Annotated in this window: 14 protein-coding genes; 12 read left to right on the top strand and 2 right to left on the bottom strand. The window is 47.1% G+C overall.

Going from position 1 to position 12,961, the window contains the following annotated elements:
• A partial coding sequence (locus I5M27_RS16300) for a T9SS type A sorting domain-containing protein (protein WP_200507390.1) occupies positions 1-396 on the top strand: 396 nt, incomplete at its 5' end.
• Positions 397-590: 194 nt separating this feature from the next.
• Positions 591-1,142 (top strand): YceI family protein, encoded by a 552-nt coding sequence (locus I5M27_RS16295; protein ID WP_200507389.1) that lies wholly within the window; start codon positions 591-593, stop codon positions 1,140-1,142.
• Between the two features lie 46 nt (positions 1,143-1,188).
• Here I5M27_RS16295 and I5M27_RS16290 read toward each other — a convergent pair whose 3' ends face one another.
• Positions 1,189-1,950 carry a biotin--[acetyl-CoA-carboxylase] ligase gene (locus I5M27_RS16290; protein ID WP_234462559.1) on the bottom strand — a complete coding sequence of 254 codons (762 nt, stop codon included), beginning with the start codon at positions 1,948-1,950 and terminating at the stop codon, positions 1,189-1,191.
• 40 nt (positions 1,951-1,990) lie between these two features.
• Between I5M27_RS16290 and rsfS the strand changes: the two genes are divergently transcribed.
• The 10 genes from rsfS to I5M27_RS16240 all read left to right on the top strand — a co-directional run bounded on the left by rsfS (position 1,991) and on the right by I5M27_RS16240 (position 12,265).
• On the top strand, positions 1,991-2,362 hold the full coding sequence (rsfS, locus tag I5M27_RS16285) for a ribosome silencing factor (RefSeq protein WP_200507388.1): 372 nt from the start codon (positions 1,991-1,993) through the stop codon (positions 2,360-2,362).
• A gap of 83 nt (positions 2,363-2,445) precedes the next feature.
• Positions 2,446-4,629 (top strand): ATP-dependent zinc metalloprotease FtsH, encoded by a 2,184-nt coding sequence (gene ftsH / locus I5M27_RS16280; protein ID WP_200507387.1) that lies wholly within the window; start codon positions 2,446-2,448, stop codon positions 4,627-4,629.
• Between the two features lie 33 nt (positions 4,630-4,662).
• Positions 4,663-5,319 carry a LutC/YkgG family protein gene (locus I5M27_RS16275; RefSeq protein WP_200507386.1) on the top strand — a complete coding sequence of 219 codons (657 nt, stop codon included), beginning with the start codon at positions 4,663-4,665 and terminating at the stop codon, positions 5,317-5,319.
• Positions 5,300-6,085, top strand: coding sequence for a UDP-2,3-diacylglucosamine diphosphatase (locus tag I5M27_RS16270; RefSeq protein WP_200507385.1), 786 nt, complete (start codon positions 5,300-5,302; stop codon positions 6,083-6,085). Before I5M27_RS16275 ends, I5M27_RS16270 begins: the two co-directional genes overlap by 20 nt.
• The gene (locus I5M27_RS16265) at positions 6,036-6,896 is read left to right on the top strand and encodes a hypothetical protein (RefSeq protein WP_200507384.1); all 861 of its coding nucleotides are present in this window, start codon (positions 6,036-6,038) and stop codon (positions 6,894-6,896) included. Before I5M27_RS16270 ends, I5M27_RS16265 begins: the two co-directional genes overlap by 50 nt.
• 107 nt (positions 6,897-7,003) lie before the next feature.
• A complete protein-coding gene (locus tag I5M27_RS16260; protein ID WP_200507383.1) occupies positions 7,004-7,450 on the top strand; it encodes a toxin-antitoxin system YwqK family antitoxin in 447 nt (148 codons plus the stop codon).
• A 327-nt stretch (positions 7,451-7,777) separates the two neighbouring features.
• The gene (locus I5M27_RS16255) at positions 7,778-8,635 is read left to right on the top strand and encodes a hypothetical protein (RefSeq protein ID WP_200507382.1); all 858 of its coding nucleotides are present in this window, start codon (positions 7,778-7,780) and stop codon (positions 8,633-8,635) included.
• Positions 8,636-9,129: 494 nt separating this feature from the next.
• Positions 9,130-10,524 carry a regulatory iron-sulfur-containing complex subunit RicT gene (gene ricT / locus I5M27_RS16250; protein ID WP_200507399.1) on the top strand — a complete coding sequence of 465 codons (1,395 nt, stop codon included), beginning with the start codon at positions 9,130-9,132 and terminating at the stop codon, positions 10,522-10,524.
• Positions 10,525-10,527: 3 nt separating this feature from the next.
• The gene (locus tag I5M27_RS16245; RefSeq protein ID WP_200507381.1) at positions 10,528-11,001 is read left to right on the top strand and encodes a gliding motility lipoprotein GldH; all 474 of its coding nucleotides are present in this window, start codon (positions 10,528-10,530) and stop codon (positions 10,999-11,001) included.
• A 166-nt stretch (positions 11,002-11,167) separates the two neighbouring features.
• A complete protein-coding gene (locus I5M27_RS16240; protein ID WP_200507380.1) occupies positions 11,168-12,265 on the top strand; it encodes an endonuclease/exonuclease/phosphatase family protein in 1,098 nt (365 codons plus the stop codon).
• Positions 12,266-12,336: 71 nt separating this feature from the next.
• Here the strand turns inward: I5M27_RS16240 and I5M27_RS16235 are convergent, their stop codons facing one another.
• Positions 12,337-12,528, bottom strand: a complete 192-nt coding sequence (locus I5M27_RS16235) for a cold-shock protein (RefSeq protein WP_200507379.1) — start codon at positions 12,526-12,528, stop codon at positions 12,337-12,339.
• Positions 12,529-12,961: the final 433 nt, after the last annotated feature.

Genomic DNA, 12,961 nt, shown 5'->3' with positions numbered 1-12,961 from the left:
TCGGCCATGGCCCATAAATATGCCTTCACCCACACCCAGCCTGCTGCGGGCAAGAACTACTACCGCCTGAAACAAGTGGACCACGACGGCACTTCGGCTTACAGCAAGATCGTAGTGATTGAAAGCAAAGGCGCCCCGGAAATGAAACTGACCGTGTTTCCGAACCCGGTAACGGGCGGTGAAGTAAGCCTGAAACTGGAACGCGCCCTGGCCGGCAACGAAACCGCTACGGTGCAGGTACGGGACCTGAACGGCCGCCTGATCCTGGACCGCAGCCTGAATGGCGCCCAGACCCTGAAACTGAACCTGAAACAGCATAACTTAAAGCCGGGCATCTATTTGATCTCCCTGCAGAACGGCTCAGCCATCACCCACCAGAAGATCGTCGTGCAGTAATTGCAGTAACGCTTTTAGAAAATGATCTTTATAGTACAAACTTCCGAGTAAAAAAGCTGCAACCTCTAAAATCGGGTTGCAGCTTTTTTTTATACCGGATTAATAAAATCCTTAGCAGAACGGTTTAGGTTATACTTTTATATTCTTTTATAATTGCAGCATCTACCAACTCAAAACCTCGGCCGCTACCTGCTATGCATACTTTTTGGCGCATTTTCTATACCGTTTTATTTTTGGCAACAGCCATTCCGGTTGCGGCGCAAACGTATACTGCCAATAACGGCCACGTTTATTTTCTTTCCGAAGCCTTTATTCAGAACATCGAAGCGCATTCGGTAAAGTTAGGCGGGGCGTTAAGATTAGAAGACCGCACCTTTGCGTTCAGCATTCCCATAGAAAGCTTTAAATTTGAACGCGCCCTGATGCAGGAGCATTTCAACGAAAGTTACCTGGAAAGCGAAAAATATCCGCGGGCCACGTTTACCGGCAAACTACTGGACAGTACTAATTTTTCCATTCCCGGAACCTACCCCGTAACGGCCGTCGGAAAACTGACCATTCATGGCGTTTCGCAGGAAAGAACCATTCATGGGGTAATTGTTTCCGATAAAAACCGGCTGACACTGGAGGCCCTGTTTCCGGTAAAGATCTCCAACCACAACATTAGAATTCCGCGCCTGCTTTTCGAGACCATTGCCGAAACGGTGCAGGTAAAAGTAAATATGACTTTGCGAACGAAAGAATAAATGTCCGCAGAGTTTTTACCCCTAAAACCATAGCGTTTTTCAAGCTTCAGGAAAACAGGAATTTGATTTCTTTGAGATCGAAGGTTTGCAGGCCTTTTTCGGTTTCCAGCTGTAAGCGGCCGTATTCGTCGGTGCCTACAATTTTCCCCTGAATAATTTTTCCTGCTGCTTCAAACAACCGGAATTCGCCGAAACCTAAAAGCTGGTTCCAGTATTCCTGCTGCATTTGGAGCCGCGACTTTTGCTGCAATTCCAGATACCGTTTTTCCAGGCATTCAAGTAAAACTTCGGTTAAATTTTTCAGCGCATAATTTTGCCCGGTAATCTGCTTCATCGAAACCGCGTTAGGATTATCAAAAACAACCTGGTTTACGTTCAGGCCAATGCCGATCACGGAATTTTGCAAAGTGGAACCGCTGATGCTGTTTTCGATGAGAATGCCGCCCAGTTTTTTTTCCAGAAAATAAAGGTCGTTGGGCCATTTGAGCAGAACCCCGGCGGGTAAAAACCGTTTCAGCAAATCAGCAACTCCCAGCGAAACGGCCATATTCAAAAAGAACTGATCGGAAGCGGCTAAAAATACGGGTTTATAGATTACCGAAAGCGTCAGGTTCAGTCCGGTGCCTGCTTCCCAGTTATTTCCGCGCTGCCCGCGGCCGGCCGTCTGGTTCTCCGTAAGAATGACACAACCCTCCGTGGCTTCATTTTTGATTAAAAATTGTTGCGCTACCGTATTGGTAGAAGCACATACGGGCAAAAAAACGAATTGCCTGCCCGTAAAGCGCGTTTGAGGCGAAATATTGTCCAAAGAATTTGCTAATTTTACAGAACAAATTTAACAACCAGAAATGACACAATCCAAACTTAAGGATGAATCGGACATCTTGGCAGACCTTATTGTAAAAGGCATGCAGGAAAAAAAAGGTACTGACATTGTAGTACTTAATCTGAAATCCTTAAAAAACGCCGTTTCCGATTACTTCGTGATCTGTTCGGCCAACTCCGATAGCCAGCTCGATGCCATTGCCCGTTCTATAGAAGAAGAGGTTTACAAAATTGCCCAGGAAGATCCGTGGCAAAGTGAAGGCCGCCTGAATAAAGAATGGATCCTGCTCGATTACGTAAGCGTGGTAGCCCACATTTTCCTGAAAGACAAACGCCAGTTCTATGCGCTGGAAGAGCTTTGGGGCGATGCGCAGATCAAGCAGATCGCAGACTAATAATCGGCGGCTTTGTGCGTTATTAGCTAAACAAACGCAATCATACCTGTTCCCATTTAGTTTTTAGAACTGATACAATTCCAATGGCAGATAAAACCCCGAATAACAAAAAGAAAAAGATCAACCTTCCCACCACGCCTCCCAAACCTACCATGCAAATATGGGTTTTAGCGGCGTTAACCCTGCTTATTTTCAGCATCCTGTATTTTAACCGCAGCAACACCACCGTTGAGATCGATCAGCGCCGGTTCGAAGACATGGTTAAAAGCCGCGACGTGCAGCGCATCAACATCGTGAACGACAAAGTGGTGGAAGTTACGCTGAAAAATGAAGCGTTGAAGAACGAAAAATATAAGAATGACCTGGCCAACCGCGGGGCTTTTGCTTTAGAGCAGGGCGCGCAGTACCATTTCACCATTATTTCGCCGGAAATTTTCAAGGAAGACCTGGAGAAATTCCAGGAAAAAGAAAAAATACCGCGCGAAGAGTGGCTGAGCCTGAACATGGAAAAACGGACCGGTTTCGGTGATTTCCTGACCAGCTGGGGCTTTTTGATTCTGCTTATGGTTGGTTTCTGGTTCATGATGCGCCGCGTTTCCAGCGGCGGACCGGGCGGCCAGATCTTCAACATTGGCAAATCTAAAGCGGCTCTTTTCGATGCTGAAAACAAGGTAAAGATCACGTTCAAAGACGTAGCCGGTTTAGAAGAAGCGAAAGAAGAGATCCAGGAAATTGTAGAATTCCTGAAGAACCCAACCAAATTCACCATTCTGGGCGGTAAGATCCCGAAAGGTGCATTACTGGTAGGTCCTCCGGGCACGGGTAAAACCTTACTGGCCAAAGCCGTTGCCGGCGAAGCCGATGTACCGTTCTTCTCGCTTTCCGGTTCCGACTTCGTAGAAATGTTCGTTGGCGTGGGTGCAGCCCGCGTACGCGACCTTTTCAAACAAGCCAAAGCCAAAGCGCCGTGTATCATCTTTATTGATGAGATCGATGCCATTGGCCGCAGCCGTAGCCGCGGACAAGTGCCAGGTGGTAACGACGAACGCGAAAATACCCTGAACTCTCTGCTCGTGGAAATGGACGGTTTCTCTACCGATTCCGGCGTAATTATCCTGGCTGCCACCAACCGCCCGGATACGCTTGACTCTGCGTTACTGCGTCCGGGCCGTTTCGACCGCCAGATTTCCATCGATAAACCGGATATTAACGGCCGTACTGAAATTTTTAATGTACACTTAAAGCCGCTTACGTTATCTACTGATGTAGATGCGAAAAAACTGGCAGCCCAGACTCCTGGTTTTGCCGGTGCCGAAATTGCCAACGTTTGTAACGAAGCTGCTTTAATTGCGGCCCGCCGGAACAAAAAAGCGGTGGAAATGCAGGACTTCAACGATGCCATTGACCGTGTGATCGGTGGTTTGGAGAAGAAGAACAAGATCATTTCGCCGGAAGAAAAAGGCATTGTAGCATACCACGAAGCCGGCCACGCCATAACCGGCTGGTTCCTGGAGCACTGTGATCCGTTAGTAAAAGTGAGCATTGTGCCGCGTGGTATTGCTGCGTTAGGTTATGCCCAGTATTTACCAAAAGAGCAGTTCCTGTACACTACCGAGCAGCTGATCGATGAAATGTGCATGGCTCTTGGAGGCCGCGCCGCGGAAGAAATTATCTTCGGAAAAATTTCTACCGGTGCGCTGAGCGATCTGGAACGCATTACCAAAATGGCGTACAGCATTGTAACCATGTATGGTATGAACGATAAGATCGGCAACGTTTCTTTCTACGATTCGAAGCAAAGCGACATGACTTTCAACAAACCGTATTCTGAAGCAACTGCCCAGACCATAGACGAAGAAGTTCGCCTCATTATCAGCAATGCTTACGAACACACGAAAGCTTTACTCCGCTCGAAACTGAATGAACTGGAGTTGGTTGCCCAGGAACTCCTGAAAAAAGAGATCCTGTTCCAGAGCGATCTGGAGCGTTTGGTTGGCCCACGTCCGTTTGCCAAGTTAACTGCTTACCAGGCCCACACGGCCGGCACCGACCGCAGCAAAACCGCGAGCGAAGTACAGCAGGAAACAGCGCATCCGCTTTCGAATAAGAATGAACACGAAGATACCACCGAAGGTCCTTCCGATGGCAACCTGAGCAATGGCCCGAAAGCGCCTGATACGGAAGCCGGTTCCCGGTATAATCCAGCTAATGAACCGGGATCTGACACCAATATCAGACCGGGGCAGACGTATTCGTTCGATAAATAAAAACGCTATCATTTAATACTCAAAAAGTAAACAATGTACGAAGCACGGTCTAAGGATATTGTATTACGGAAAGTACGGGAGGCGCTGGCTAAGTCAGCGCCTTTTGTGCCTCCTACCCCCGATTTCAATTCTACGGTTTACCCGCCGCTGGCCGATGAAGACCTTTCGATCGTGTTTGCGCAGAATTTCCTGCATACCGGCGGCAAGTTTATTTACTGCGAATCGGAAGAAAATTTCTACGACCAGCTTTTCGAGTTTAAACAGGAAAATAATATCCAGCATCTTTTTGTCTGGGAATCGCACCTGAAAAAACAACTTTTCGGCGCCGGAATAAACTTCAACGGCGATGAAAAAGACTTTCTGAAACACGCTGAAGTTGGCTTAACTACCTGCGAAGCCTTGCTGGCCCGCACCGGCAGCATTTTGATAAGTTCGGCTAATGCCGGTGGCAGACGGCTGAGCATTTATCCGGAAAAGCACCTGGTGGTAGCTTATACCAGCCAACTGGTGCCCGATATTAAAGAAGCTTTGTTAAGCGTTCGGGAAAAATATGCCCCCAAACTGCCTTCCATGCTGAGTCTGGTAAGCGGCCCGAGCCGCACGGCCGATATTGAAAAAACGTTGGTTCTGGGCGCACACGGCCCCAAACAGCTCGTATTATTTTTGATCGATGACCTTATCGAAGATTAAACTGGAGCCCGGCAAAAAGATCTTTTTTGCTTCCGATTTTCATTTGGGTGTGCCCGATGCGGCCAGCAGTTTAGCCCGCGAAAAAAAGATCGTGCGTTGGTTGGATGAAATTAAAGACCAAGCGCAGGCCATTTTCCTGTTAGGCGATATTTTCGATTTCTGGTTTGAATACCGCCATGCCATCCCGAAAGGCTTTATCCGGATCCAGGGCAAATTAGCCGAAATTACGGACGCAGGCATTCCGGTTTATTTCTTTACCGGCAACCACGACATGTGGATGTTCGATTATTTTACCCGGGAACTCAATATTCCGGTGCTGCGCAAACCGGTTTCGGTTATGCTTGGCGATCAGAAATTCCATATTGGCCACGGCGATGGTTTAGGACCGAAAGACCACACGTATAAAGTACTGAAGAAAGTTTTCAGCAGCCCGGTTTCGCAATGGCTTTTTGCGCGTGTTCACCCGAATCTGGGTATTGGCGTGGCCAATTACTGGAGCCGCCGCAGCCGCATCAGCAATACCCAGGAAGACGAGGTTTTTCACGGGGAAGATAAGGAGTGGCTTGTAATTTACTGCAAAGAAACCGAAGCCCGCGAACACCACGATTATTACGTTTTCGGGCATAGGCATTTGCCTTTGGATATTAAAATTGGCGAAAACAGCCGCTATTTAAACCTGGGAGAATGGGTCAATTATTGCTCTTACGCCGTTTATGATGGAAAGCACCTGGAACTTAAGCATTTCGAAAGCGGAGGAAAAAAGTAAAGCCGCCCTGGTTTTACTTTTTTGCGTTTTTTCCATAGCGTTTTTTCATGCACCGGAAAGCCATGCCCAATCCATTGCCTTGCGCCAGCACCTGGATGTTTCGCAGCCCGCAGCTATGTCTATTGACCGGCTGAATAATATTTACCTCACCGACCGCAAAAATAACGTGCACCAGTTCAACGGAGCCGGCCAATTGATCAATACCTATTCCCCGCCACGCACCGGCAACATTGGCACCATTGAAGCCTGGAACGCCATGAAAGTGATGCTTTTCTACGACGACCAGCAGAAGATCATTCTCCTGGACCGTTTCCTGAACAACATTGCCACCATTCGCCTGCGCGACATTACCGATGGCCTGATAAAAGTTGCTACTACCGCTGCCGACGAACGCGTCTGGCTTTTCAACGAAAGCGAATTTTCGCTGCTGAAATACGATCCGCGCACTTCCGAAATTGTGAGCACCACGCCGCTTAATTTAACTTTCGACCGCAAAAAAGCCGATATCCGTTACATGCGCGAATACCAGAATATGGTGTATGTGGTAGATAAGACCACCGGCATTTATGTGTTCGATAACCTGGGCAATTACAAGAAAACGCTGCCTTTTCCGGAGCTTTCCTACATTGGTTTCCGGGGCGATGAATTGTATTATTTAGCGGGCGGCAAGCTGCGTTTTTTCAACCTGTATTCTTTTGCCGAGCGCGTTTATGATGTGCCGCCGGTGCAAAATTACAAGCAGGCTTTGGTAGGCGAAGACCTGGTTTATTTGCTTTCGGAAAGCGGACTGGATCTTTATGAGTTTGAGTAGGTTGTAAGCTATTTCTGAAGCACAAATCTTAATCAAAGCTTTGTTAATGTGATTTTTTCTCGCTTATTTTAGAAAGCAGGTGTCATTCCATTTGAAACCGGTTTTCTATGAAACTTATTAGCTTCCGCCTATTTCTATTTGTTTTCGCTATCATTTTCTCTTCCTGCAAAACGAACCAGTTCAACAAAGCAGGAAAAAGGCACGGGCGCTGGGAATTTGCCGATACGCTGGGCACGCAGGTTTATAAATATGGCGGGCGTTATAAAAACGGCATCGAGCATGGAAAATGGAAATATTACCTGGGTGGCAAAATAGCGCGCAAAGAAAAATACCGCCACAATATCAGCTATAACCAGTTCTTTCACGAAAACGGCAAGGTAAGTTCGCAGGGCAAAAGCCAGCTCGATGTTTCGGCGGCAGAAATTCACTGGTACTACTTCGGCGATTGGGAATATTTTGATGAAGACGGCAAGCCTACGATGGTAAAAACCTTTGAGAACGGAAAACAGACGAACGTGCGCAAAATAGGACCGGCGACCCAAGCAACTAGGTGAAGCAGAAGCGCATCGGTAATGAAACTGTCTGAATCAGGATTTTCAGGATTTTTGAGATGGGTAGAATTGTAAGACTTGTTCATTTCCTATTCATTTGGCTCCACCGAACCTTCGGTTTCTCCTGGCGCCGGGATAACGAAAACAAAACGGTAAGCTTTATAACTGAAAAACCACTAGCCGCTGAAGAAGCTCTTCGCTGATGCTCTGATTGACAAAAACAACCAAAACATTTAGAACCCACTCCTTCCCTATTTTTTCACCTCCTAACCCTACCGTTTTTCCGTATAAGCTTAACCGGCACTCTGTACCAAACTTCCGGTATTGGCTATGGACAATAAAACGTTAAGAATAGAGGATCTTTTCCTCAAAATGCCGCTTTACGACAAACTGGAACTGAATTCGGCATTGGAATACAAACTGGTAGATATTCTGCGCTTCAGCGGCCAACTCGATATGTTCTGCGTGGGATGCAACAAAGAAAGTACGTTCACCGGTTTCGATAACCTGACCGATTACGTACCGGGCGTGGCATACACGTCTAATGCAAGCAAACTGATGGAGCGGGTTTTTACCTTGCCCAAATATTTTTCGCACAAAAAGGTTTTTACGGTAAAGCTGAAATGCTCACGCAACGAAAACCACCTCATGCTGTTCAATTTCTACATCAAAGACAATATCCTGATCAAGATCGGCCAGTACCCCTCTTTAATGGATATTGCGCACCATTCGCTTAAAAAATACAAGCGGATATTAGGCACCGATCGGTATGCCGAATTTAACCGCGCCGTAGGTCTGGCGGCTCTGAATGTTGGCCTGGGCTCGTTTATTTACCTCAAACGCATTTTCGACCATTTGCTGGAAGATGCACACAAAGAAATTTTTGCCGACGAAAAGTGGAACGAGCTCGAATACCTGGCTTCGCCACTGCAGAAACGCATTGCGCTGCTCAAAAATCATTTGCCACCTTACCTGGTAGAAAAACGCGACATGTTCAGTATTCTGAACAAAGATGTGCACGAACTCAGCGAAGAAGAATGCCTGCGGTATTTCCCGGTTTTGCAAAACGCCATCGAGTGCATTCTGGACGAAAAACTTATCGAAATTACCCGAGACCTGAAACGCAAAGAACTCGAAAAATCGTTCGATAATCTGACCGAAAAGAAAAAACCGGTGAAGAAAAAATAAACGCATCGGCACTTTTCCGAACGTAGACCCTACCGTTTCAGCATTTTGTTTTCGGAACGAGTCCAATTTTTTTCTGTTAAAGAGGAAGCTTATTCTTCCTCTTTTTTGTTATGCCACCGGGAAAAATTTCTAAACCTGTATTTCAGGTTTCCGGCCTTACCTTCCTTAGGTGCGCAGAGGGAACCTGAGATGGAATAAAAACCCAGACTTTTATAATTAAAAACGGTAGCGTTTCCGGGCAACAAATGCTGGTTGCCCGGCCTGGTTCGTGCAAGAAAAAATGCTGACCGGCCGTATATTTGATTATATTTGTTAATTGCTAAAAATGTATACAACCCTAAACGATATAAAAGGAGAATTTTAAAGTGGGATGTGGATCTTGTTCGAGCGGGGGCGGCTGTGGCACGAAAGTGGGCGGCTGTAAAAGCAACGGCGGCTGTAGTACCGGCGGTTGCAACCGGCTCAATGTTTTTGATTGGCTCAGCGACATGGAAATGCCCACGTCGTTTGAAGAATTTGATATAGTAGAAGTTCGTTTTAAAGGCGGGCGCAAAGATTTTTACCGGAATTCGAACAATTTACCGCTTATAACCGGCGAGCCGGTGGTGGTAGAAGTTCCGAATGGCCAGCACGTGGGCTACGTTTCGCTGAAAGGCGAACTCGTGCGCCTGCAAATGCTTAAAAAGAAAGTTGACAACAACGAAGAAATAAAAAGCATTTACCGCATTGCCACCGAAAAAGACCTCGAAAAACTGGAAGCGGTAAAGCTCCAGGAAAACGGCACCATGTACCGCGCCCGGCAGATCATTCAGGAACTCAGCCTGAAAATGAAGCTTTCGGACGTGGAATACCAGGCGGATAAAACCAAGGCTACTTTTTATTATTCCGCCGAAGACCGCGTCGATTTCCGGGACCTGATCAAGAAACTGGCCGATGAGTTTAAGATCCGGGTGGAAATGCGCCAGATCAGTTTGCGCCACGAAGCCGGCCGTTTGGGCGGTATTGGTTCCTGCGGCCGCGAACTTTGCTGCTCTACCTGGCTTACCGATTTCAAAAGCGTTTCTACCACGGCGGCGCGTTACCAGAATTTATCGCTGAACCCGAGCAAACTTTCCGGCCAGTGCGGGCGCTTAAAATGCTGCCTGAACTACGAACTGGAAACGTATATGGACGCGCTCAAAGATATTCCGACGGTGAACCGCCCGCTGCAAACCCAGAAAGGCGAAGCTTTCCTGCAGAAAACCGACATCTTTAAAAAGATCATGTGGTTTGGTTTCCGGGGCGATAATAACTGGCACCCGGTGCCGGTGGGCCGCGTAAAGGAAATTCAGAAACTGAACAGCGATGGCCAGCACCCGGAAAACCTGGTAGAGGTTATCAAAGAGCCTACGCACAAAGAGTTACTGGCTGCGCAACTGGAAGGAAACCTGGAACGCCTGGACGATAAATTCAAGTCGAAGACTAAAAAGAAGAAGAAAAAGAAACCGGCCGGTTTACAAAGTTTAGTAGAAGGCGTGCAACAGGCGGCGCAGCAAAAGCAACTCGATCGCCCTAAAATGCCACGCGCCGAAAGGCCGGAAAAACCGCCGAAACAAGCTTCCGGCGAAGCCAGACCGGAACGCAGCGAAAGACCTGAAAGAAGCGAACGTCCGGAAAACCGCCGGCCGAACCGGGAAAGCCGCGGACCACGCCCGGAAAGAGGCCCACGGCCAGAACGCACGGAAAGACCTGAAAGAAGCGAACGTCCGGAACAAAAACGCGAACCAGCAACTGAAAGACCAGAAGGCGCTGCTGCCGGCGAAAACCGCCCGGACCGCGCCAACCAGAACCGCAACCGCAACCGGAACCGTAATTTCAACAAACCACGGCCGCCAAAACCTACCGAATAACCTATGAAAAAATACCTGCTTCCGGCGTTTGTAATGCTCTCTTTTTTTCTGAGCAGTTGCGATCAGAACCGGATCTTTGAACTGAACCAGGACCTCGAAAACAATTCCTGGCCCATTGCTGCGATCCAGGAATTTAAGTTCGAAGTGAAAGATACTTCTAAAAAATACGCGATCTACTTTAACGTGCGGAACGCGGTTTCTTACGAATATTATAACCTGTATATGAAGCACACGCTGCTCGGCCCCGACGGTAACATGCTTTCTACCAACCTGCATGAGTTATACCTGATGGATAAAAAATCGGGCAAGCCGCTTGGCGATGGCGCCGGCGATATTTTTGACCACCAGGTGCTGGCGCTTAAAGACCAGACCTTTGCGCAGCCCGGCACTTATACCATAAAATTACAGCAATACATGCGCCGCGATCCGTTGCCGGGCATTATGGCTGTAGGCGTGCGGGTAGAAACGCAGGAATAAAAACGCTATCGTTTCCTCTTAAAAACCGGTTTGCAGCAGCAGGCCGGTTTTCTTTTTTCCAGCCACTTTTTCCGGTTAAAACAATACCGTTTTCGTGGAAATAAACAGCAACCTCAAACCGGTTTCTGTGGTATTCCATAAACACTATATTCCGGACGAAAAAAAAATGAAAATTGCTTTAGAAGTGGTAGGCTCGTTCATGATCCTGCTTTCGTTGCTGCCGCTTATTAAAACGCACTACTGGTGGATCCGGGTACTCGATTTTCCGCGCATGCAGGTGGCCTTCGTTTCGGCGGTAGTATTGGCTTTATACCTCATTTTTTTCGAGATCAGGCACCGTGCCGAAATTCTTTTTGGGGTTTTGCTGGCCCTGGCTTTTTTAAACGAAATGTTGCATGTGTACCGCTACACCTGGCTGGCACCGGTGCAGGCGCTGCGCAGTAAAATAAAAGCCCCGAAAAATTCTTTCAGCTTTATGATCTCCAACGTGCGGATGAGCAATACTCGCTACGATAAATTTCTGAAGATCGTGCACGAAAACGACCCGGATATTCTGCTTATAAACGAACCGAACCAACGCTGGACCGATGCCATTTCGCGGTTAAACCAGTTATATGCGTATTCCATAAAAAAGCCGCTGGAAAACACTTACGGCATGATCCTGTATTCTAAATTCAAGATCACAGAGTACGAGATCCGCTATCTAATAGAAGACGAAATTCCCTCGTTTTACTGCGTTATAGAACTGCCAACGGGCAAGAAATTCGATCTTTTTACCGTGCACCCGCAGCCGCCTAACTTCGACAAACACACCGATAAGCGCGAAGCCGAACTTTTGATCGTGGCCAAAAAAGCCAGGGAAACAACATATGCCAGCATTGTGGCCGGCGATCTGAACGATGTGGCCTGGAGCTACACCACCCGGCTTTTCCGGCGGATAAGCGGTTTATTAGATCCGCGGATCGGCCGGGGTTTTTATAATACTTATAATGCGTTCGTGCCCTTTTTCCGGTATTCTTTAGACCATATTTTCTACGATCCGGCTTTCCGGCTTATAAGAATGAAGCGCCTGCCCTTTTTTGGTTCCGACCACTTCCCGATCCTGGTACGTTTAAATTACGAACCGCTGGAAGCCGATGAACATGACGTGCCGGAACCGGAATACGAGGAAGTGCAGGAAGCGGAAGAAATGATAGACCTGGGCACCGAAGGGAAGAAGCCGGAAGAAGTAGCGCAGGTATTAAAACGCAGAAAACGGGCATAAAAAAACAGCCGGCTCTTGGGGAGCCGGCTGAATCTTTCACTTTAGGGATATATCCTCAAACGAGGGCGTAATTAGATACGCTCAACGTTAACCGCATTCAAACCTTTTTTACCTTCAGTTACTTCGAAAGAAACGCGATCGTTCTCGCGAATCTCGTGGATAAGACCGCTCTGGTGAACGAAGATATCCTGGTTGTTCTCATCAGAAACGATGAAACCGAAACCTTTTGACTCATTAAAGAATTTTACTTTACCAGTTTTCATAAAAAAATAATTATTATTAATGTATCAAAGGTACGGAATTAATTTCAAATTAGTATAGCGTTGTTACAAAAACTTCTGAAAATTAAAACCGCTTTTTACTACCAGGTCTTTACCATTCATCTGAACCGGAAGTTTTTCGGTTTTAAACCATAGCGTTTTTTACCGGCAATACGCTTTTCGGCGAAGCAGATCACATCTTTACTTTAACGCTCCTGCAAAAGTAAGTCAGCGGCAGCGGCAGAAAGAAAATATACCAATTTAATATATTTTTATTCAACAATTTACTTTGAAGCATGAACCTGACTGAGGATTAAGCGTATAGCTAATTCGCTGCGCAAATTCAGGCGGAAAGATTCACTTCCCGGCATAAAATTCTGGCAGCATCCGGCGCTGCAATTCTGCACTACCGGCTTTACTGTAAAATTTATTCATC

The organism is Adhaeribacter terrigena (genome assembly GCF_016623615.1).
Classification (GTDB): Bacteria; Bacteroidota; Bacteroidia; order Cytophagales; family Hymenobacteraceae; genus Adhaeribacter_A; species Adhaeribacter_A terrigena.
Note: the sequence above shows the minus strand (reverse complement) of the source record. Positions and strands in the feature narration are given on the sequence as shown.

What these genes read in the sequence shown, in the direction of transcription:
- I5M27_RS16295 (WP_200507389.1), top strand. Translation starts at nt 591, where the DNA reads ATGCATACTTTTTGGCGCATTTTCTATACCGTTTTATTTTTGGCAACA.
- rsfS (WP_200507388.1), top strand. Translation starts at nt 1,991, where the DNA reads ATGACACAATCCAAACTTAAGGATGAATCGGACATCTTGGCAGACCTT.
- ftsH (WP_200507387.1), top strand. Translation starts at nt 2,446, where the DNA reads ATGGCAGATAAAACCCCGAATAACAAAAAGAAAAAGATCAACCTTCCC.
- I5M27_RS16275 (WP_200507386.1), top strand. Translation starts at nt 4,663, where the DNA reads ATGTACGAAGCACGGTCTAAGGATATTGTATTACGGAAAGTACGGGAG.
- I5M27_RS16270 (WP_200507385.1), top strand. Translation starts at nt 5,300, where the DNA reads ATGACCTTATCGAAGATTAAACTGGAGCCCGGCAAAAAGATCTTTTTT.
- I5M27_RS16265 (WP_200507384.1), top strand. Translation starts at nt 6,036, where the DNA reads ATGGAAAGCACCTGGAACTTAAGCATTTCGAAAGCGGAGGAAAAAAGT.
- I5M27_RS16260 (WP_200507383.1), top strand. Translation starts at nt 7,004, where the DNA reads ATGAAACTTATTAGCTTCCGCCTATTTCTATTTGTTTTCGCTATCATT.
- I5M27_RS16255 (WP_200507382.1), top strand. Translation starts at nt 7,778, where the DNA reads ATGGACAATAAAACGTTAAGAATAGAGGATCTTTTCCTCAAAATGCCG.
- ricT (WP_200507399.1), top strand. Translation starts at nt 9,130, where the DNA reads ATGCCCACGTCGTTTGAAGAATTTGATATAGTAGAAGTTCGTTTTAAA.
- I5M27_RS16245 (WP_200507381.1), top strand. Translation starts at nt 10,528, where the DNA reads ATGAAAAAATACCTGCTTCCGGCGTTTGTAATGCTCTCTTTTTTTCTG.
- I5M27_RS16240 (WP_200507380.1), top strand. Translation starts at nt 11,168, where the DNA reads ATGAAAATTGCTTTAGAAGTGGTAGGCTCGTTCATGATCCTGCTTTCG.
- I5M27_RS16235 (WP_200507379.1), bottom strand. Translation starts at nt 12,528, where the DNA reads ATGAAAACTGGTAAAGTAAAATTCTTTAATGAGTCAAAAGGTTTCGGT.